Genomic DNA, 20045 nt, shown 5'->3' on the forward strand with positions numbered 1-20045 from the left:
CGGGGCGGGGTGGTCCGGGGCGCGTCGCTTCCGTAGCGGTCGGAGCGCGTCTCGGGTGCGTCGGCGGAAGACCAGGAACGCGGCGAACGCCGCGCAGCCGAGCCACAGGAGCTGGATCGCGAGGCCCTGGGCAACCGACGCGGTGGAGAAGGCCGCGGACATGCTGGCCTGTACGGCCCCGTACGAGGGCAGGAAATGCACGACAGCGCTGTCGGATCCCGAACTGGACAGCGGGTTCTGGAGGGCGACATCGAGGATGCTGATCATCAGGATGGCGAACATTCCCTCGACCTCGCGGCCGAGCACCGACCCGAAGACCACGCCCAGCGCCCCGTAGGTCAGCGCGGCGCAGAACAGCGCGGCGCCGAGCATGAGGGGCTGCCGGGGCGACCAGGCGAATCCGGCGGCGGCCGTGGCGTACGCGGCGATGGCGGCGCAGACCAGCGTGAGCGCGGAGAGCTTGGCGAGCACCAGGTGGAAGCGTGGGTATCCCGCCATCGCCAGCCGCCGGTCGAAGGCGCCGCCCGTGAAGGTGGCGGCGAACATCATGAACCCGGCGATCAGCGTGACCGCGTTCAGCGCACCGGTGATCTGGGTGAGGTGATTGCCGGGCGGGGACAGGACCTGGCCCGTGGCCCGCAGCCGGAAGGGTGCCGGGCGGTCGGGAATGGTCACGTAGGCCAGGACGATCCAGACGGGGATGTACACGACGACCAGCAGCATCGCGAACCGGTTGCGGGCGTGCCCGATCAACGCGTACCGGGAAGCCGTGGTGAACAGGGTCCAGTGCCTTCTCATGCCGCCTCCTCCGGCCGCCGGTCCTGGCGGGTGAGGCGCCCGCCCTCCAGACGCCACAGCTCGTCCAGCCGACCGACGTCGTACGCCAGGTGCGAGACGACCAGCACCGAGCGTCCGGCGTCGCGCAACCCCGCCGCCAGCTCCCAGAAGCGCAGATACGTCTCCCAGTCGAAGCCCTGGTACGGCTCGTCCAGCAGCAGCACGTCCGGGTCGTGCATGAGCGCCAGGGTGAGGTTCAGCTTCTGCCGCGAGCCCCCGCTGAGCAGACCCGCGCGCTGGTCGAGATACTCGGTGAAGGACAGGGCCTCCATCACCTCCTCGGCCCGCCGCAGATCCGGGAGCCCGTAGGCGTGCCGGAAGAGGTCCAGGTGCTGGCGGACGGTGAAGGAGTCGTCGAGGACCACGGACTGCGGGCAGTAGCCGAACCTTCCGCTGTGGTGCACCGAGCCCCGGTCGGGGCCGAGTTCACCGGAGAGGATCTTGAGCAGCGTCGTCTTGCCCGCGCCGTTCTCCCCGACGATCCCGGCGAGGATCCCGGCCCGCAGACGGAGGTCCACGCCTCGCAGGACGGCGTGCCGACGGTAGGAATGATGCACTTGTCTGACGTCCATCGGGCCGCTCCCTCGATGCCAGGTCTTCCGGTCTTCGGGGCCATGTGCCCATGGGGCCACGGACGTCGGGCGCTTCGGGGCCACGGCGCCTCGGGGCTTCGGGGCTTCGGGGCGTCGGGGCTTCGAGGCTTCGAGGCTTCGGGCATCGGGGCTTTGGGCATCGGGGCTCACGAGCGGCGGCGAACCGCTCCGCACATCCCTCACCCGGGCCCCTGTTCCTGCGCCAGTTCGGCCACGGCCCGCTCCCACAGCCCCGGCAGCGACTCCCCGAGGGGAAGTGCGCGGTCGGCCACGAAGGACACCTCGGCCCAGGTGTCGAAGAACGACAGGCCCACCCCGAAGAGGTGCCCTGGCACGAGCAGGGGGAGCAGGGCGGTTCCCGTCACCCGGGTGTCGCCGAGGCCGCCCTTGTCGGCGAGGGGCATGGACGTGGCCATGACGTCGGTGACGCGCGGCGAGATCACCCGTCGCAGGTACCACGCGGTCGGACGGCCCGGCATGAACCGGACCATGTCCTGAATGGCCTGCCGCCAGGTGTCGCCCCGCAGCTTGCGGGTCCTCGCCATGACGCGGTCGAGTCGCCAGAGGGGCGAATCGCCGCTCCGGCCGCCCTCGGCGTTCCGGTCCTTCGGCCCTCTCCGTACGGGCAGTTCCAGCGGCACCGCGAAACAGCGATTGCCCCAGGTCTGATCCTCGTCGGGGCGGCGCGCGTCGACGGGTACCAGGGCCGTCACCCGTGGGAGCGGTACGCGGGACCGCTCCGACCACGCCGCCAACGTCCCGGCGAGCGCCGCCAGGTGGACGTCGTGGGCGGAGCCGCCGCGCGCCGCGCCGATCCGGCGGAGCGCGTCCGCGGGGACCCGGCCGCGCCACAACCGCCGTTCGCCCGTGGGTACGAAGGGGGCGGCCGGACGAGGACCGCGGGCGACGAGGGAGCCGGACGCGAACTTCGCCGCCAGCCCGACGGCCGTGCCCACGCGCCGCGGCAGGTCGGCCCGGCGGCCCTTCGGAGGCACCGGGCGGGCCGAGGGCTCCCCGTCGCCCAGCAGGGTCCGGAACGTCATCGCGGCCGCCGCACCGTCCTGACAGGCGTGGCGGAAGCGGTAACACACCGCGTACCGGTCGGGCGCGTGGCCGTGGAGCAGCCAGACCCCCCAGTAGGCGCCGGGCGCGAACGGCGCGTTGAGCGCGGTGTGCAAGGCCGCGTCCCACTCCTCGGGGCCGTCCGCGACCACCTCGTGGACGTGCCGGTCGACGGCGAAGTCCGCGTCCGTCCGCCACCCGGAACGTCGCGTACCGCCCTCGACCCGGCTCGTCAGCAGGGGCAGTCGGGAGAGGCGGAAGCCCACGTACAGCCGCAGGTCCGCCAGGCTCGGGGGCGGGCCGCTCAGATACGCGACGCCACCGGCGTCCCAACGGGCGTCGGGGCGGCGGCGCTCCATGCCGAGGAACGCGCGGTCGAGCGCGTGGGCGGGGTGGCGGGGCGAGGGAAGGGGCGGGACTGGCGGGACGGACCCGGGCATCGGAGGACTCCAGTTCGTACCGACGGGCGAACAGGCGAACATGCGGACAGGCGAGCGGACGGGCCGACGGGCAACGGACGGGCGGACGGGCGGACGGACGGAAAGACGAACCGGGCGGGTGGCTCCGGAGCGCGCGCTGCGCCCCTGCCGTACCGGGACCAGCGCGCTCACCCCGCATGCCAACCAGGTTCGCGCGCGCCGGGACCATGTCCCGGCCCACGACCGTGGAACCACCCGAATGGAGGACATGGCCGCAGGCGACGCCGCAGCGGCCACTTCCGTCACGTACGTACCATCGCGCCCCTGAGCTGCGGCGGAGGTACCGCAGAACCGCCAGCGGCGCACCCGGATCTGGCGTGAGTACTCCGTTCAGGTGAGTGCGGCGCATCGGGGTCCCGTCGTCGCCCGCCTTCTGACACTGTGTGCGTTGCGTCAGCGGTCACCGGCTCCGGGGGGAGTTCCTGACGGCCCCTCGGGTGACCTCCGACGACGTGGTCACGCACGGACGCACCCGGCTCCACGCGTTGCCGAAATGCCCTGGTAGCTCCGCACCGACGACAACGCCCCTCCCCACCGCACGCGTTCACGGTCCCGCCCCATGCGAAGCCCTTCGAAGCCCTTGGAGTCAAGGTCGTGCATGTCGCCCTCACCGGCGCCACCGGGTTCCTCGGACTGCGCCTGTTACGCGGTCTGCTCGCCGCACACCGATCGGTGACGGTCCTGGTCCACGCGGGCTCGGGCGACGCGCTGCGCCGTATCACCCGGTTCTTCGAACTGACCGGCTCCCCACAGGCGTTCACCGCCGGGCTGTCCGACCGGCTGCGGGTGGTGGAGACCGAGTTGGAGCGGCCGCGGCTGGGGCTCTCGGGGCGCGCCTTCGCGCAACTGGCCGACGGTCTCGGCGCGATCTGGCACAGCGCGGGCAGTATCAACCTGGAGGGAGACCTCCCCGAGCTGCGCCGGACCAATGTCGAAGGCACCCGCCGCGTACTGGAGTTGGCCGCCGCCGGACGCGGCAGGCCCGTGGTCCACCACGTGAGTACCGCGTTCGTGGCCGGGGGGCGGCGCGAGGGCGTGGCGTACGAGGACGAGCTGGACGGCGCCTACGGCTTCGAGAACGCCTACGAACACTCCAAGTACGAGGCCGAGCAGCTGATCCACACCTGGTCCCGGGAGCACGCCCGGCCCGTCGTCGTGCTGCGGCCGAGCATCCTGGTCACGGACCTGCCGCCGCACCCGGAGCTGCCGTCGCATCCGCTCCAGGTCGTCGAGCGGATCATGCGCGACGCACACCGCACCGCCGCGGCCACGGTCCGGGGCGAGCGCGACGACGGCCGCCCCCGCGTCCGGCTGGTGGGCCACCCGCACGGCCGGCTGAACCTGGTACAGGTCGAGCACGCGGCCGAGGTCATGGTGCGCCTCGCCGACCGGACGCCCTCCGGCGGCGTCGACACCTACCACGTCGTCCATGACCGTGACGTGCCCGTGCCGACGGTGGTGACCCTGCTGGAGGAGCTGGTGCCGGTCTCGATCGAGCTGGTCGCCGCGGAGCCGGACGACCCGTCGGCCCTGGAGTCCCTGTTGGAGTTCTACCCGGGGCTGACGGCCTACCTCGCCCACCGGCGGCGCTTCGACGACACCCGGGTCAGGACCCTGCTCGGGCCTTCGGCGACCTCCGGCCGCGTGGACCTCGGCTATCTGCGCTCCGGGCTGGCCGGGAGGGAGCGGGTCCCCGCCGGGCCGCCACCGACCGTCGGTTGTCCGGCCGACGTCCCGTCCGCGCCTCGTCCCTGACTATCCGTCACCATGTGCGGGCGATCACCGGACCGGGTCCTGCGAGACCGCGCCTCCCGCGACCGGTTCAGCGCCGTCAGAAAGCCTCAGTGACCGTCAGCCCCGCCTCCCCCACTGGAGCCCCCGTGTCCGTCCTCGCCGCACCCGACTCCCCCGCCACGTGCCCGCCGGTCTTCACCCCCGACGGGATCGCCGCCCTCGCCCGGCGCATCCGGGAACCCGTCCACATCGTCAGCGGTCCCGACGGACGCGAGCTGGGGCTCGCGACCGGCTCCGTCACCGGCGTCCCGGTGCTCGGTACGCTGCCGCCGCTGTACCCCGAGTGGCTCGGCGGGCGCACCTTCTGCGCGGCGCACGGCATCCGTTTCCCCTACGTCGCCGGGGAGATGGCGAACGGCATCGCGACCACCCGGATGGTGTCCGCGATGGCCCGTGCGGAGATGCTCGGGTTCTTCGGCGCGGGTGGCCTGGCCTACGCGGACGTGGAGCGAGCCGTGCGCACACTGGCCGACGAGCTGCGTTCCCACCCGAACTGGGGGGTGAACCTGATCCACTCACCGGCAGAACCCGAGCTGGAGTTCCGCGTCGCCCAACTGCTGCTGCGGTGTGGTGTGCCCAGGATCTCGGCCTCGGCGTTCATGGAGCTGACCCCGGCCGTCGTGCTCTGCTCGGCCCGGGGGCTGCGCCGGGACCCGGACGGCCGGATCGTACGGCGTACGCGGATGCTCGCCAAGGTCTCCCGTCCCGAGGTGGCCGAGAGGTTCCTCTCGCCGGCCCCGGCCGCGCTGCTGGACCGGCTCGTCAGAGAGGGTGAACTGACACTTCAGGAGGCGGAGTTGGCGGCCCTGGTACCGGTGGCCGAGGACATCACCGTGGAGGCGGACAGCGGAGGGCACACCGACAACCGGCCCCTGTCGGTCCTGCTGCCGGGAATCGCCGCGCTGCGCGACACACTGTGCCGGCGCTTCGGCTACCACCACGCGGTCGGGATCGGCGCGGCCGGCGGGCTGGGCACACCGGCCGCGGTGGCCGCGGCCTTCGCCCTCGGCGCGTCCTACGTGGTCGTCGGGTCGGTGAACCAGACGGCCACCGAGGCCGGGCTGTCCGACGAGGCCAAGGCGATGCTCTGCGAGGCGGATGTCGCCGATGTGGCGATGGCCCCGGCGGCGGACATGTTCGAGCTGGGCGTCCGGCTGCAAGTCCTCTCCCGGGGAACGATGTTCGCCCAGCGGGCGGGCAGGCTCCACGCGGCGTACCGGACGTACGGTTCGCTGGAGGAGATCCCGGCCCCGGTGCGCGCGCCGATCGAACGGGACGTGCTGCGCGCCCCGTTCGACGAGGTCTGGCGGCGCACCGTCGCGTTCTGGGAGCGGCGCGATCCCGCCGAGATCACCCGCGCCGAGTCCGACCCGAAGCACCGTATGGCGCTGGTCTTCCGCTGGTACCTGGGCAGTTCGAGCCGGTGGGCGATCACCGGCGAAACGGTCCGGCGCGCCGACTACCAGATCTGGTGCGGCCCGGCGATGGGGGCCTTCAACCGGTGGGCCGCGGGCACGTTCCTGGCCGAACCGGCGCACCGGTCGGTGGTGCAGATCGCGCTCAACCTGCTCGAAGGCGCGGCACTGCTCACCCGCGCCCATCAACTGCGCACCTACGGAGTGCCGTTGCCCTCCGGCGCGCTCGCCCACACCCCGTGCGCGCTGGGATGAGCGGCCCCGGTGCCCCGGATCCGTCAGCTCCCGCCGTCCGACCCCGAGGAGAGACCGTGACCGCCTCCACCCCGCGCCAGGTGCCCGTCGCCGTGGTCGGTGTCGGCGCCCTCGCGCCCGGCGCGACGGACGCGGCCGGCTACTGGCGGATCGTGACCGGCGGCCGGGACATGATGACCGAGGTGCCGGCCTCCCGCTGGCTGGTCGCGGACCACTACGATCCGGATCCGGCGGCCCCCGACAAGACGTACGCCCGCCGGGGCGCGTTCCTGCCGGACATCGACTTCGACCCGATGGCGTACGGTGTGCCGCCCACCAGCCTGTCCACGACGGACACCGCGCAGCTGCTGGCCCTGATGGTGGCCGACCAGGTGCTGACCGACGCCGGTGGTCTGCGGGACATGGACCGGGACCGGGTCGGCGTCGTCCTCGGAGTCTCCGCTCTGGAGCTGCTTCCGCACATGTACGGCCGCACCGAACGCCCCGTGTGGTTCAAGGCGTTACGGGAGAGCGGCCTCTCCGAGGCCGAGGCGCGGGCCGTGTGCGACCGCATCGCCGCGTACTACACACCGTGGAGCGAGTCGGCCTTCCCTGGGCTGCTCAGCAATGTCGTCGCGGGCCGGATCGCCAACCGGTTCGATCTGCACGGCTCCAACCACACCACCGACGCGGCCTGCGCCAGCTCCCTGGCGGCGCTGTCCACCGCGGTCGGCGAGCTGGCGCTCGGCCGGGCCGACCTGGTGATCAGCGGCGGTGTGGACACCGGCAACGGCATCGGCATGTTCCTGTCCTTCTCCAAGACCCCCGCGCTGTCACCGAGCGGTGACTGCCGGCCGTTGTCGGACGCGGCGGACGGCACGATGCTCGGCGAGGCCGTCGTCATGTACGCGCTCAAGCGGCTGTCCGACGCGGAGCGGGACGGCGACCGCGTCCACGCGGTGATCCGGGGCATCGGCTCCTCGTCCGACGGCAGGAGTTCGGCGATCTACGCGCCGCTGCCCGCCGGACAGGCGCGCGCCCTGCGCCGCGCCTACGAGGAAGCGGGCTACGCGCCGGGGACCGTGGAGCTGGTGGAGGCGCACGGAACGGGTACGAAGGCCGGGGACACCGCGGAACTCGACGCGCTGACCGAGGTGTTCGGCGCGGCCGGGCGCACGGACGGACCGTGGTGCGCGATCGGGTCGGTCAAGTCGCAGATCGGCCACACCAAGTGCGCGGCGGGAGCGGCGGGGCTGCTCAAGGCGGTCATGGCCCTGCACCACAAGGTGCTGCCGCCGACCATCAAGGTCGATCGGCCGAACCCGGCCGCCGCCGTCCCCGGCGGCCCGTTCTACGTCAACACCGCGGCCAGGCCCTGGGTACGGCCCGCCGGTCACCCGCGCCGGGCGTCGGTGTCGAGCTTCGGCTTCGGAGGCAGCAACTTCCACGTCACACTGGAGGAGTACGTGCCCTCGGGCACCGCGGGCCGGGTACCGCCGCGCCACCGCCGCGCGGCGAGCGAACTCCTCCTGTTCAGCGGCGCGTCGCCGTCCGACCTGGTGGCGCCGGACACCGACGGCGGCCGTCCGCTGGCCGCGCTCGCGCGGGACAGCCACCGCGCGTTCTCGCCCACCGCCGCGGTGCGGCTGGCCGTCGTCGTCGGCGACGTCGAGGAGCTGCGGGAGGAGTTCACGCGGGCGCTCGCGCTGATCCGGCGGCAGCCCGGCACGGCGTTCTCGACACCGAGCGGTGCCCGGTACGCCCCGGGGCCACCCGTGCCCGGCCGTATCGGCTTCCTGTTCCCGGGGCAGGGGTCCCAGTACGTGGGGATGGGCGCCGATCTCGCCATGCTGGCACCGGCCGCGCAGCGTGTGTGGGACCGGCTGGGCGGCGCCGAGTTCGACGGACTGCCACTGCACCGGGTGGTGTTCCCACCGCCCGCCTTCACCGGAGCGGAGCGTGCCGCCCGGCAGGCGTCGCTGGCCGCCACCGAGTGGGCGCAGCCCGCGCTCGCGGTGCACTCGCTCGCGGCGCTGGAGGTGGTGCGGTCCTTGGGGCTGCGGCCCGACTGCGTGGCGGGCCACAGCTTCGGCGAGCTGGTGGCGCTGCACTGCGCGGGCGTCCTGGACGCCGAGTCGCTGGTCACGGTGGCCCGCAGACGCGGCGAGCTGATGCGGGACGCCGGTGCGTCGCCGGGCGCCATGCTCGCCGTGGCGACGGATCGCGCGCGCGTGGCGGCGGTCCTGGCCGGGGACGGACTCGGCGACATCTGGGCGGCGAACCACAACTCGCCGCTTCAGACGGTACTTTCGGGGACGCTGGAGGCGGTCGCGCGGGCCGAGGCGGTGTTCGCCGCCGAGCGGGTCGACACCCGGCGGCTGGCCACCTCGACCGCCTTCCACAGCCCGCTGGTCGCCCCGGCCGGTGAGCCGCTCGCCGCCTTCCTGCGCACGGTCCCGCTCACGGGGCCCCGGATCGACGTCTACGGCAACGCGGACGCGGCCCCGTACCCGGCCTCGCCCGACGAGGTGCGCCGCAAGCTCGCCGGACATCTCGCCTCGCCCGTGCTCTTCCAGGACCAGATCGAGGCGATGTACGCGGCGGGGGTACGGACGTTCGTCGAGGTGGGCGCGGGCGCCGCGCTGACCGGTCTGGTCGGGCAGATTCTCGGCGACCGCGAGCACGCGGCGGTCCCGCTGGACCGGCCCGGCCGGTCCGGGATCGACACGCTGCACAGCGCGCTCGGCGAACTGGCCGTACGCGGTGTGCCCCTCGATCTCGCCCCTCTCTGGGCCCCGTACACCCCGCTCGAAGCGGCGGCGAGGGCGGCCGGGCCCCGGATGGCCGTGAAGATCAGCGGAGCCAACCACGGTCAGCTCTACCCGCCCCGCGCCGGAGCCGCCGACCCACCGCCGCCGCTGCCTCCGCCTCCGCCATCTCCCTCCACGCCCCTGCCTCCGCCCGCACCCGCATCCGCATCCGCACCCATGTCGAAGGCCACGGTGCGACGACAGCCTCAGCCCGATGCCGTCCCGACTCCCGTTGCCGTTGCCGTTCCCGCTTCCGCTTCCGACACCTTGGCGGTTCCCATGCCCGTGTACGACTCCACCGCCCGCCGCGCCTCGGAGCCGCAGGCGTACGATGCGGCGTCCACGGCGTCCGCCGAGGCCGCCGTGCCCCCTTACGACGCCGGGCCCGGGGCCACCGTCGGCCCCGACTGGTACGCCGCGGTCGAGAGCGTCCAGCGGCAGACGGCGGAGGCCCACGCCGCCTGCCAGCGCATGCTGACGGACAGTCATATCGCTTTTCTGCGCATGACCGAGACCACTCTGACCGCGATGCTCGGGGTGCGGGGCGGGCAGGGAGCGCAAGGAACCCCCGGCCTCGGCGATCAGGGCGACGGCCGCGGGCACAGCGGGGACAGCAGGCACAGCGGGGTCAGCGGGGACAAGGACGGCGGGGCTCGGGACTCCGGAGGTCGCGGAGCCCATGGGGTGGTCGAGGCCCCGGCTCCCCTGGCGCCGCTGCCACTCCCCCGGCCCCCGGAGCCGCGTCGGGCACCGGCGTCCACGACACAGCCCGCGGTCGACGTCCCCACGGCCGTCGCCACGGCCGCCACCGCGCCGGTCCCCGCGGCCTCGGCCACGGCAGTGACCGCCGCCGCCACACCGGCGACCGACCGGGTCCAGCCGCCCGAACCGGCATCGGCCGCCCCCTTGTCGGCGCCGGAGCTGGCGGAGCTGCTGCTCTCCGTGGTGGCCCGGCTCACCGGCTATCCCGTGCACATGCTCGGTGTGGACATGGACTTGGAGGCGGATCTGGGGGTCGACTCCATCAAGCGGGTCGAGATCCTGTCCGCCGTGCGCAGGGAAGTGGGCGACATCGCGGCGGGGGACGTCGGTCAGCTCGGCAAGCTCCGCACACTGCGCGAGATCGTCGAGGCGCTCACCACCGCCACCGATCCGGAGGTTCCCGGCGCGGCGGGCGCCCCGGCCCCCGAGGCTCCCGCCCTGCCCACCGGATCAGAGGCCGTGACCGAAGCCGCGACCGGAGCGGCGGCCGAATCGGCGACCGGAGCAGGCCCGATGCCGTCGCTCACCAGGCTGGTGCCGCGCGCGGTGGAGTCACCCGCGGCGGGGCTGGCGATGGCGGGGCTCCTTGACGGACCGCTCGTGGTGACGGGTGAGGGACCCCAAGGCGACGGGCTCACCGGCCTCGTCGCACGGAAGCTGGCGGAGCGCGGCGTGGACGCCACCGCCGTCGCCGAGGTGCCCGAGGACGCGCGCGGTGTCGTCCACCTCGGTGCGGTGACCGCGAGCGAGGCGCCGGACGCGGCGCGGGAGGTCCACCGGTCGGTGTTCCGCGCGGCGCGTACGGTGGCTTCCCGAGTGGCCCGGGAGGCGGGGCCGGGCAGGCTGTTCGTGACCGTACAGGACACCGGGGGCGACTTCGGGCTCGGCGGCCACGCGCCCGGCCGCGCGTGGCTGGGCGGCGTCGCGGGGCTGGTCAGGACGGCGGCGAAGGAGTGGCCTGACGCCTCGGTCAAGGCCGTCGACTGCGAGCGGGGCGGCCGGGACGACGAGGCGGTCGCCGAGGCGATCGTGCGGGAACTGCTCGAGGGCGGCCCCGCCCCGGAGGCCGGTCTGCGCGCGGACGGTACACGCACCGTCCCCCGTGCCGTGCCCGCGCGGGTGACGCCCGCCGCCGCGCGGCGGATCACCTCCGCGTCGGTGATCGTGGCCACGGGCGGGGCCCGCGGGGTGACCGCCGCCGCGCTGCTGGACCTGGCGAGGACACACCGTCCGCGCATCGCCCTGCTCGGCAGGACGGAACCGGCGCCCGAGCCCGGCGGGCTGTCATCGGCCACCGACGAGCCCGCGCTCGTCGGGCTGCTCGCGGAACGCTCCGCCGCGGAGACCGCGGACTCGTCGCCCGCCCAGCTCGCGGCGCGGGCCCGGGAGATCCTGGCCGCGCGCGAGGTGCGGGCGACGCTCGCGGCGCTGGCGGAAGCGGGGTCTCCCGTACGGTACGTCCAGGTCGACGCCCGCGACGGCGACGCCCTCGCCGCCGCGCTGCGCGACGTACGCGAGGCGTGGGGCCCGGTCACCGGCATCGTGCACGGTGCGGGGGTGCTCGCCGACAAGAGGATCGCCGAGAAGAGCGACGCGCAGGTCGAGCAGGTGATGTCCACCAAGGTGGACGGTCTGCGCGCGCTGCTGGCCGCGACGGCGGACGATCCGCTGGACGTGATCTGCCTGTTCTCGTCGGTGGCCGCCGTGTACGGCAACGCCGGGCAGAGCGACTACGCCATGGCCAACGAGGTTCTGGGCCAGGTCGCCTCGGCGGAGCAGGCCCGCCGCCCGGACTGCCTGGTGCGGTGCGTCGCCTGGGGCCCGTGGCAGGGCGGCATGGTCACGCCCGCCCTGGCCACGCACTTCGGCCGGTCCGGGGTTCCGCTGATTCCTCTGGAGCAGGGCGCCGCCGCCTTCACCGCCGAGCTGGACGGCACGGTCGGCGAGGCGCGGGCCGTCCTGGCGGTCGGGGACGATCCCGCGGCCCTGTCCCCGGCCGCCGCTCCTGCCCCGGCGCAGCTCCTGGTCCGGTCGGACACCCTGCCGCAGCTGGCCGACCACGCGATCGGCGGGGTTCCCGTACTGCCCGTGGCGATGGTCCTGAACTGGTTCGCCGGGGCGGCCACCGCCTGGCGGCCGGACGGCGGGCCGCTCGTCCTGCGCGATCTGCGGGTGTACAAGAAGTTCGCCCTGCCGGAACTGTCCGGCGACGGCCACCGGCTCACCGTGCACGGGAGCCGGGGCGCGGCCGGTTCGGTGGCGGGTCTGGAGGCCGAGCTGCGGGGCGCGGACGGCGTGGCGCACTTCAGGGCCGTGCTGGACACCGGGTCCGCCGAGCCGGATCCGGGCGCCTGGGGCCGCCCGGAAGGACTGGAGCGGCTGGACCGCGCCGGGTTCTACGACGGAGAACTCCTCTTCCACGGCCCCCGGTTCCAGGCCGTCAGCGCCCCGCACGGGGTGTCGGAGCACGGCGCCGAGGCGAGCGTCGTGGGCGTGCGCGCCCTGGGCTGGCCGGGGGAACACTGGCCGCTGGACCCGGCCGCCGTGGACGGCGCGCTCCAACTCGCTCTGGTCTGGGGGCAGCACGTCATCGGTGCGGCGACACTGCCGATGGCTGTCGCGGAGTGCCGGGTGCACCTGCGCGGCCCGGTCGAGGGCACCGTTCGGTGTGTGGTGCGCGGGCGCAAGGCACACAGCACGGGAGCGCGCTGCGACGCGGCGCTGATCGACGCGGACGGGGCCGTCCGTCTGGAACTGCTCGGCGTGGAGCTGGTCAGCCGTCCTTCCTAGGGCGTGTCCGCGAAGCCCGGCCTGCCCTCTCTCCGTCCTGCCTGCCCTGCCCGAAGCCCTGCCTGCCCTGCCTGCCCTGCCCGAAGCCTTGCCTGCCCTGCCTGCCCTGCCTGCCCTGCCTGGAGTGAGACGCGCATGGAATGCGAACCGATCGCCGTCGTCGGCCGAGGCTGTGTGCTGCCCGGTGCCCTCGATCCGGACACGTTCTGGGACAACATCGCGGCGGGCCGCGGCAGTCTGTCGGCCGTCCCCGAAGACCGGTGGCGGCTGCCGCGCCGCTGGGCCATGGGCCCGGTGGACGACCATCTCGACCGTACCTACTCCGATGTCGGCGGGTACGTCAGCGGGTTCGAGTCCGTCTTCGACCCGAGCGGACTCCACCTCCCCCCGGAGCGGCTCCACTCGCTGGATCCGCTCTTCCACTGGGTCATGTACGGCGTCCGCCAGGCCCTCGCGGAGGCGGGCCGCGAGGGGCCGCTGCCGCACGCGGGGCTGGTGCTGGGGAATCTGTCGTACCCCACCCCCACGGGGACGGCCTTCGCCGAGCACGTCTGGCTCTCCGCGCAGCACCCCCGGGTCCGCGACGCCCTGCTGACCGGAGAGCGCCGGGTGCGGCCCGACGCCCGCAACCGCTTCTCGTCCGGGCTGCCCGCCCGGCTCGCGGCCCGCGCGCTCGGCCTCGGCGCGGGCGCGTGGTCCCTCGACGCCGCCTGCGCCTCCTCGCTGTACGCGATCAAGCTGGCGTGCGACCGGCTGCACGACGGTACGGCGGACCTGATGGTGGCGGGGGCGGTCAACCGGGCCGACCCCCTCTATCTCCACGTGGGGTTCTGCGGGCTGTCCGCGACGAGCCGCACCGGGCGCAGCCGGCCCTTCCACCGGGACGCGGACGGACTGGTGCACGGCGAGGGCGCCGGGTTCGTCGCGCTGGCGCGGCTGTCCGAGGCGCGCGCCGCCGGGATGCCGGTGCTCGGCGTGATCCGCGGCGTCGGGCTGTCCAACGACGGGCGCGGCGCCGGGCTGATCAGTCCGGCGGAGGAAGGCCAGGTACGGGCCATGCGGCTGGCGTACGACGCGGCGGGGATCGCGCCCGCGACCGTATCGCTGGTCGAGTGCCACGCGACGGGGACTCCGGTCGGGGACGCGGTGGAGGCGCGCGGCATGGCGCGGGTCTTCGGGGCCTGTGACGACGTGCCCCTCGGTTCGGCGAAGTCGAACGTCGGGCACCTGCTGGCCTCGGCGGGGGTGGCGGGGCTGTTGAAGGTGCTCGGTGCGCTGCGTGCGGGAATCCGTCCGCCGTCGCTCGGCGCCGAACGTCCGCTGGACGCGCTGAGCGGCACACCGCTGCGGGTGCTGACCGCGCCGGAGCCGTGGCCGGGGCCGCGCAGGGCGGCGGTGAGCGCGTTCGGATTCGGCGGGACCAACGCCCACTTGATCGTGGACCTCCCGGAGGACGGCGGCGATCTCCCGGAGTACGGCGGCCCGGTGTCCGCCGTACGCTCTCCCGCGCGCCCGGCGTCCGCCACGCGCGCCCCGGCCCCGGCCCCGGTGCGGGGTGCGCCGGGTGGCAGGACCCAGGTGGCGATCGTGGCGCTGGGCGCCCGGGTCGGCGACGGGACCTGCGCCGAGGACTTCCGCCGGGCCGTGCTGGGCGGCGAACGGCGCGGGCCCGCCACGGAGATCGCCGTGGAACTGACGGACCTGTGCTTCCCGCCGCTCGCCCTGGAGCGGACCGTACCCCATCAGCTCCTGGTGCTGGAGGCGGCCCGGGAGGCCGCGGCGACGGTGTCCCTGCCGCGCGAGCGGACCATGGTGGTCATCGGCATGGGGGTCGATCCGGAGGTGGCACGGGCGGGGGCCCGCTGGCGGGTTCCGTACTGGCTGGAGCAGGCGGGGCGGGGCGAACCGGCCGGTGCGGTCCCGGCCACGGCCGTCGCCCGGGACGCCTTCGTGGGGCCCATGAACGCGGAGGCCGTGGTGGGCAGCATGCCGAACCTCGTGGCGAACCGCATCAGCACCCAGCTCGACCTGGCCGGGGCCGGTTTCGCGGTGTCGGCGGAGGAGGCGTCAGGTCCGGTGGCGCTGGAGATCGCGGCCCGCGCCATCCGGGCGGGAGAGGCCGACGCCGCGCTCGTCGGCGGCACGGACCTGTCCCACGAGGCGGTCCACCGGGCCGCTCTTCGGGAACTGGGGCGCGAGAGCGAACCGGGGGACGCCGCCGTCGTCCTGATCCTCAAGTCCCTGGAGACCGCCCGCAGGGACGGTGACACCGTCATCGCCCTGCTCGACGAGGAACACACCGCCCTCGTCGGCCCGGCTTCGCCCACTTCCCTCCCTTCCTCCACCCGCCCGGCCGGATCCACCCACTCGGCCGACTCCGGCGGATCCGGCGACCCCGGCGACCCCGGCGGCTCCGGCGGCTCCGGCGGCTCCGGCGGCTCCGGCGACCCCGGCGACCCCGGCGACCCCGGCGGCTCCGGCGGCTCCGGCGGCTCCGGCGGCTCCGGCGACGTGCCCGACATGGTCATCGGGGACGGCCCCGACGCGGTGTTCGACCCGGCGTCGGCCTTCGGCCGCGCGCACGCCGCCCATGGGCTGGTCTGCGTCGCGGTCGCCGCGCTCGCGCTCCAGCACCGCGCGGTGCCGCGTTCCGGCTTGCCCGCCGACACCACCGCCGTCGCGCTCACCGCAGAGGCGGTGGTGACACCGTTGGAGGGGCCCGCCGTGCGTGTCCGGCTGCGGGCGGGGGACGCCCGGCCGTGGCTGCGGGGCCCGGCTCCGCGCCTGTACGTGTTCTCCGGGGCCGACCGCCAGGAGGTCCTGGCGGCGCTGGAGTCGGACACCCGGTCCGCCTCGGGTCCGGCCAGGCTGGCGCTCGTGGTCGACGGCGACGCCGCGTTGCCGGGCCGCAGGGAGGCCGCCCGCCGCTGGCTGGCCGAGGGCGGAATCCGTCCGGCGGACGTGCTGTACCGGGACGGGCCGGTCGCGGGGCGCACGGCGTTCGTCTACACCAACGGCTCCGCCGCGTACCCGGGCATGGGCCACGAGCTGACGCTCGCGCTGCCGTCGCTCGGGGAGGCCGTCCGGACCGCGCACGGGGCGATCGGCGCCCGGCTGCGGTCCCGGCGCGAGCGGGGCGTGTTCGAGCAGATCTGGGACGCCGCCGAACTCGCCGTCTTCCACACCGTGCTCAGCCGGGAGGTGCTCGGCCTGCGGCCGGACGCCGCGGTGGGTTACTCCTCGGGTGAGTCGGCCGCGCTGGTCGCGCTGGGCGCCTGGCCCGACGCCGCGGGGCTGTACGACGCCACCCTGGACAGCGGCCTTTTCACGACGGAACTCACCGGCGAGCTGCGGGCGGTGCGACGCCACTGGGAGCGGCTGGGCATCCAGGGTTCCCGCTGGACCACCTACCTGGTCAACGCGCCCGTGGACGCGGTCCGCACGGAGCTGGCCGGTGAGGTCGCGGTCCATCTGATGGCGGTGAACGCGCCCGGGGTCTGTGTCATCGGCGGCGAGTCCCGTGCGTGCGCGGCTGTCGTGGCCAGGACCGGCGCCGACCTGGCGATCGAGCTGGACTACGAACTGGCCGCGCACGCACCTGAGTTGATCGAGGTACGTGAAGCGTGGTACCAGGCACACCGCCGTCCCACCGTCGATGTCCCCGGGGTGCGTTTCTACAGTGGGGCGACCGGACAGTCGTACCGCGCGACGGCCGAGCGGGCCGCCGAGGCGCTCACCGCGCAGGGGTTGGACACGATCGACTTCGCGGCCACGGTGGAGCGGGCCTGGGCCGACGGCGTCCGGATCTTCGTGGAGCACGGGCCGCGCAAACTCTGCACCGGCTGGGTCAAGCGGGTGCTCGGTGACCGGGACCATGTGGCCGTCGCCCTGGACGCCCCGGGTGGCGCCGGGGTGCGGCAGCTGTGCCTCGCGGTCGCCGAACTCGTCGTCGCCGGAGTGCCGGTACGCGCCGACGACCTGTTCGCGCGGCTCGCGGACGCCGCCACCGAGGTCCCCCGCCCGGGATCCACCGTTCCCGTACCCGTACCCGCGACTCCACGTCTGCCCACGCCGCCCCCGCCGCCGTCCCCGGCACCACCGGCCGCGGTGACCCTGCCCAGGGCCCCCGAACTGGCGCCGGTACCAGAGCCGTTGCCGGTACCGGACCCGTTGCGGGAGCCGGAGCGGCCGGCCGGCCCGCCCGACGCCCCGGCCACCGTCCCCGCGCTCGTCGCCGGGCTCGTCCCCACGCCCGGGACCGCGCCCGCCCCCGTACCCGATGTGGTGGAGCGGCAGCCGTGGGCGGCGGGGGCCCGTGCCGCCGTCGCCCGGCAGAGTCTGCGGGTCGCCTCGCTGCACCGGGAGGTCATGGCCGTACACACCGAGGCCCACCAGCGGTTCCTGCGGATCTCGGCCCTCGCGGTCAGCGCGCTGACGGTCGGCGGGGCGCAGACTCCCGTACGTGCCGAGCGGCTGCCGGACACCGCGCCCGCCACGCCGACACCGACCTCTGCGGTCGCCCAACCCGTGCGGCCAGGGCCGAAGTTCGACCGCGCCCAGCTGGAGTACCTCGCCTCCCGGGAGATCTCCGCGCTGTTCGGCCCCCGGTTCGCCGAGCAGGACGCGTACGCGGTGCAGACTCGGATGCCCGAGCCGCCCATGCTGTTCGCGGACCGGGTCACCGGCATCGACGCGGTACCGGCGGCGCTCGCCGAGCCGGGCCCCGTACGCACCGACGGGACCATCTGGACCGAGACCGACGTCCTGCCCGACAGCTGGTACCTGGACGCCACCGGTCGCGTACCGGCCGGGGTGCTGATCGAGGCGGGCCAGGCGGACCTGCTGCTGCTCAGCTGGCTCGGCGCCGATCTGCTCAACCGGGGCGAGCGCGCCTACCGGCTGCTCGGCTGCGAGGTGACCTACCACGGCGGCCCGCCTCGGGCGGGGGACGTCCTGCGCTACGAGATCCACGTCGACGGCCACGCGGAGCACGACGGCGTCCGGCTGGCCTTCTTCCACTACGACTGCTTCGTGGACGGCGCACTGCGCCTCAGCGTCCGCGAGGGCCAGGCCGGGTTCTTCACGCCGGAGGAGCTGGCCGGCGGAGGCGGTGTGCGGTGGGACCCCGCCGAGCGTCCGCCCGGTGACGAGCTGCCGCACGACCCGCCCTCCGTACGCGGCGAGTCGACCCGCTTCGCCGCGGAGCGGGTGTCGGCCCTGGTCCAGGGCAGGCCGGCGGAGTGTTTCGGGCCCGGCTGGGAGGCGACGGCGGCGCACGTCCGCTCACCGGGGCTCGACGGCGGCCGGCTGCGGCTGATCCACGAGGTGACCGTGTTCGATCCGGCGGGAGGGCCGTGGGGCCGCGGCTATCTGCGGGCCGAGACGCCTCTGTCGCCTGACGACTGGTTCTTCGCCGGGCACTTCAAGAACGATCCCTGCATGCCGGGCACCCTGATGCTCCAGGGCGGTCTCCAGGCGATGGCGTTCTACCTGGCGGCCATGGGCTTCACGGTGGACCGGGACGGCTGGCGCTTCGAGCCGGTCGACGGGCACCCGTGCCGGACGATGTGCCGGGGCCAGGCGACCCCGTCCGGCCAACGGGTCGTCTACGAGGTGTTCGTACGCGGTGTCTCGGCCGGTCCCGTGCCCACGCTCCACGCCGATGTGCTGGGGTCCGTGGACGGGGCGAAGGCGTTCCTCGGGCGTGACGTGGCGCTGCGGCTGGTCCCCGACTGGCCGCTGTCGCACTGGCGGGGCTCGGGGCCGCCCACCGTGCAGACCGAGGGCGTGCCGGTGGCGCTGCCGCTGCTCGGCGGGCTGGCCGGACACCGGGAGGAGCGGCCCGTGGCGAGGGCCGCCGACGGACTCCCCTTCGGCTACGCCTCGTTGCTGGCGTGTGCCTGGGGCCGGCCCAGTGAGGCGTTCGGCGCCGCGTACGCGCCGTTCGACGGGGCCCGCAGGGTCGCGCGGCTGCCCGGCCCGCCGTACCACTTCATGAGCCGGATCGTCTCGGTGGACGGGCCGCAGGGCGGGATGCGGGAGGGCGGCGGAGTCGTCGCGGAGTACGACGTACCCGCGCGGGCCTGGTACTTCGAGCAGAACGGTGGCCGCACGATGCCGTTCGCCGTCCTGATGGAGATCGCGCTGCAGCCCTGCGGGTGGCTGGCCTCGTACGTGGGCAGCGCGCTGACCACCGGCACGGATCTGCTGTTCCGCAACCTCGACGGGACGGGCACGGTCAGCGGTGAGGTCACCCCGGCGACGCGCACCGTCCGCACCCATGCCGTGCTGAACCGCGTCTCCCGGATCGGGGACATGATCGTCGAGTCGTTCGAGGTGAGGTGCACGGCCGACGGCGTGCCGCTGTTCGCGCTCTCCACGGTCTTCGGCTACTTCCCGGCGTCGTCCTTCCTCCACCAGCCGGGCCTGACGGTGCCCGCCGAGGAGCGGGCCCGGCTCGACGAGCCCTGTGGGCGCGCGGTCGATCTCACCGGGCGCCCCGCGCGGTACTGCGCCGGGCGGCTTCGGCTGCCGGGTCCGATGCTGCTGATGCTCGACCGGATCACCGGCTCCTGGCCGGACGGGGGCCGCGCGGGGCTCGGCCGGCTGCGGTCGGAGAAGGACGTGGTCCCCGGCGAGTGGTTCTTCCGGGCGCATTTCTTCCAGGACCCCGTACAGCCGGGCTCGTTGGGCCTGGAGGCCATGTGCCAGCTGCTCCAGTACCACCTGCTCGAACGGGGCGCCGCCGACGCTCTCCCGCACCCCCGGTTCGAGCCGGTGCTGCCCGGCCGCGAGACGGCGTGGACGTACCGCGGCCAGATCACCCCGGCCAACCGGCTGATCCGGGTGGACATGGACATCGTCGAGTCCGGTACGGACGCGCGTGGCCCGTACGCGATCGCGGACGCGACGCTGTGGGGTGACGACACGTGCATCTACCGGGTGAGCGGACTGGGCATGCGCGTGGTCTCCGACACCGCTCCCGGACGGCCTCCTGGCCAGGCGTAGGCCGCCCGTACACAGGGGCGACGGGCACGCGGAACCGACGTGCTCCTCCACAGAACGTCGGATGCGCAACCGCTCCGGTTCCCGTGCGGTGCCGGGAGAATCGTCACGTGTGGGAAGAGCGCGCAGGAGGGTATCTGAGCATCCCCGCCGTGTCAGCATGGTGCTCGCGGGCCTCTCCGGACACTTCCGTCGGCTCTTCGTATGTCCCCCACACTCGCCCCGTGTGACCGCGGGCCTCCGTCCCTGGAGCGGCGATGGCAG

Annotated in this window: 7 protein-coding genes; 4 read left to right on the forward strand and 3 right to left on the reverse strand. The window is 74.5% G+C overall.

All coding sequences use genetic code 11. From position 1 onward, the window contains the following. From DVH02_RS12435 to DVH02_RS12445, 3 genes are all read right to left on the reverse strand, one after another. A partial coding sequence (locus DVH02_RS12435) for an ABC transporter permease (RefSeq protein ID WP_114623877.1) occupies positions 1-798 on the reverse strand: 798 nt, incomplete at its 3' end. Then, positions 795-1409 (reverse strand): ATP-binding cassette domain-containing protein, encoded by a 615-nt coding sequence (locus DVH02_RS12440; RefSeq protein WP_114623848.1) that lies wholly within the window; start codon positions 1407-1409, stop codon positions 795-797. The genes DVH02_RS12435 and DVH02_RS12440, both read right to left, overlap by 4 nt. A gap of 200 nt (positions 1410-1609) precedes the next feature. Continuing rightward, positions 1610-2932 (reverse strand): wax ester/triacylglycerol synthase domain-containing protein, encoded by a 1323-nt coding sequence (locus DVH02_RS12445; protein WP_114623849.1) that lies wholly within the window; start codon positions 2930-2932, stop codon positions 1610-1612. Positions 2933-3565: 633 nt separating this feature from the next. Here DVH02_RS12445 and DVH02_RS12450 point away from each other — a divergent pair. From DVH02_RS12450 to DVH02_RS12475, 4 genes are all read left to right on the forward strand, one after another. Further along, on the forward strand, positions 3566-4726 hold the full coding sequence (locus DVH02_RS12450) for an SDR family oxidoreductase (protein ID WP_114623850.1): 1161 nt from the start codon (positions 3566-3568) through the stop codon (positions 4724-4726). 125 nt (positions 4727-4851) lie between these two features. Next, entirely contained in the window at positions 4852-6435 is a 1584-nt protein-coding gene (locus tag DVH02_RS12455) for a PfaD family polyunsaturated fatty acid/polyketide biosynthesis protein (protein ID WP_114623851.1), read from the forward strand. Between the two features lie 56 nt (positions 6436-6491). Beyond that, positions 6492-12776 carry a type I polyketide synthase gene (locus DVH02_RS12460; RefSeq protein ID WP_233518187.1) on the forward strand — a complete coding sequence of 2095 codons (6285 nt, stop codon included), beginning with the start codon at positions 6492-6494 and terminating at the stop codon, positions 12774-12776. A gap of 135 nt (positions 12777-12911) precedes the next feature. Then, positions 12912-19784, forward strand: a complete 6873-nt coding sequence (locus DVH02_RS12475; RefSeq protein ID WP_233518188.1) for a beta-ketoacyl synthase N-terminal-like domain-containing protein — start codon at positions 12912-12914, stop codon at positions 19782-19784. Positions 19785-20045: the final 261 nt, after the last annotated feature.

Source organism: Streptomyces corynorhini (assembly GCF_003346515.1).
Lineage (GTDB): Bacteria > Actinomycetota > Actinomycetes > Streptomycetales > Streptomycetaceae > Streptomyces > Streptomyces corynorhini.

What these genes read in the sequence shown, in the direction of transcription:
- DVH02_RS12440 (WP_114623848.1), bottom strand. Translation starts at nt 1,409, where the DNA reads ATGGACGTCAGACAAGTGCATCATTCCTACCGTCGGCACGCCGTCCTG.
- DVH02_RS12445 (WP_114623849.1), bottom strand. Translation starts at nt 2,932, where the DNA reads ATGCCCGGGTCCGTCCCGCCAGTCCCGCCCCTTCCCTCGCCCCGCCAC.
- DVH02_RS12475 (WP_233518188.1), top strand. Translation starts at nt 12,912, where the DNA reads ATGGAATGCGAACCGATCGCCGTCGTCGGCCGAGGCTGTGTGCTGCCC.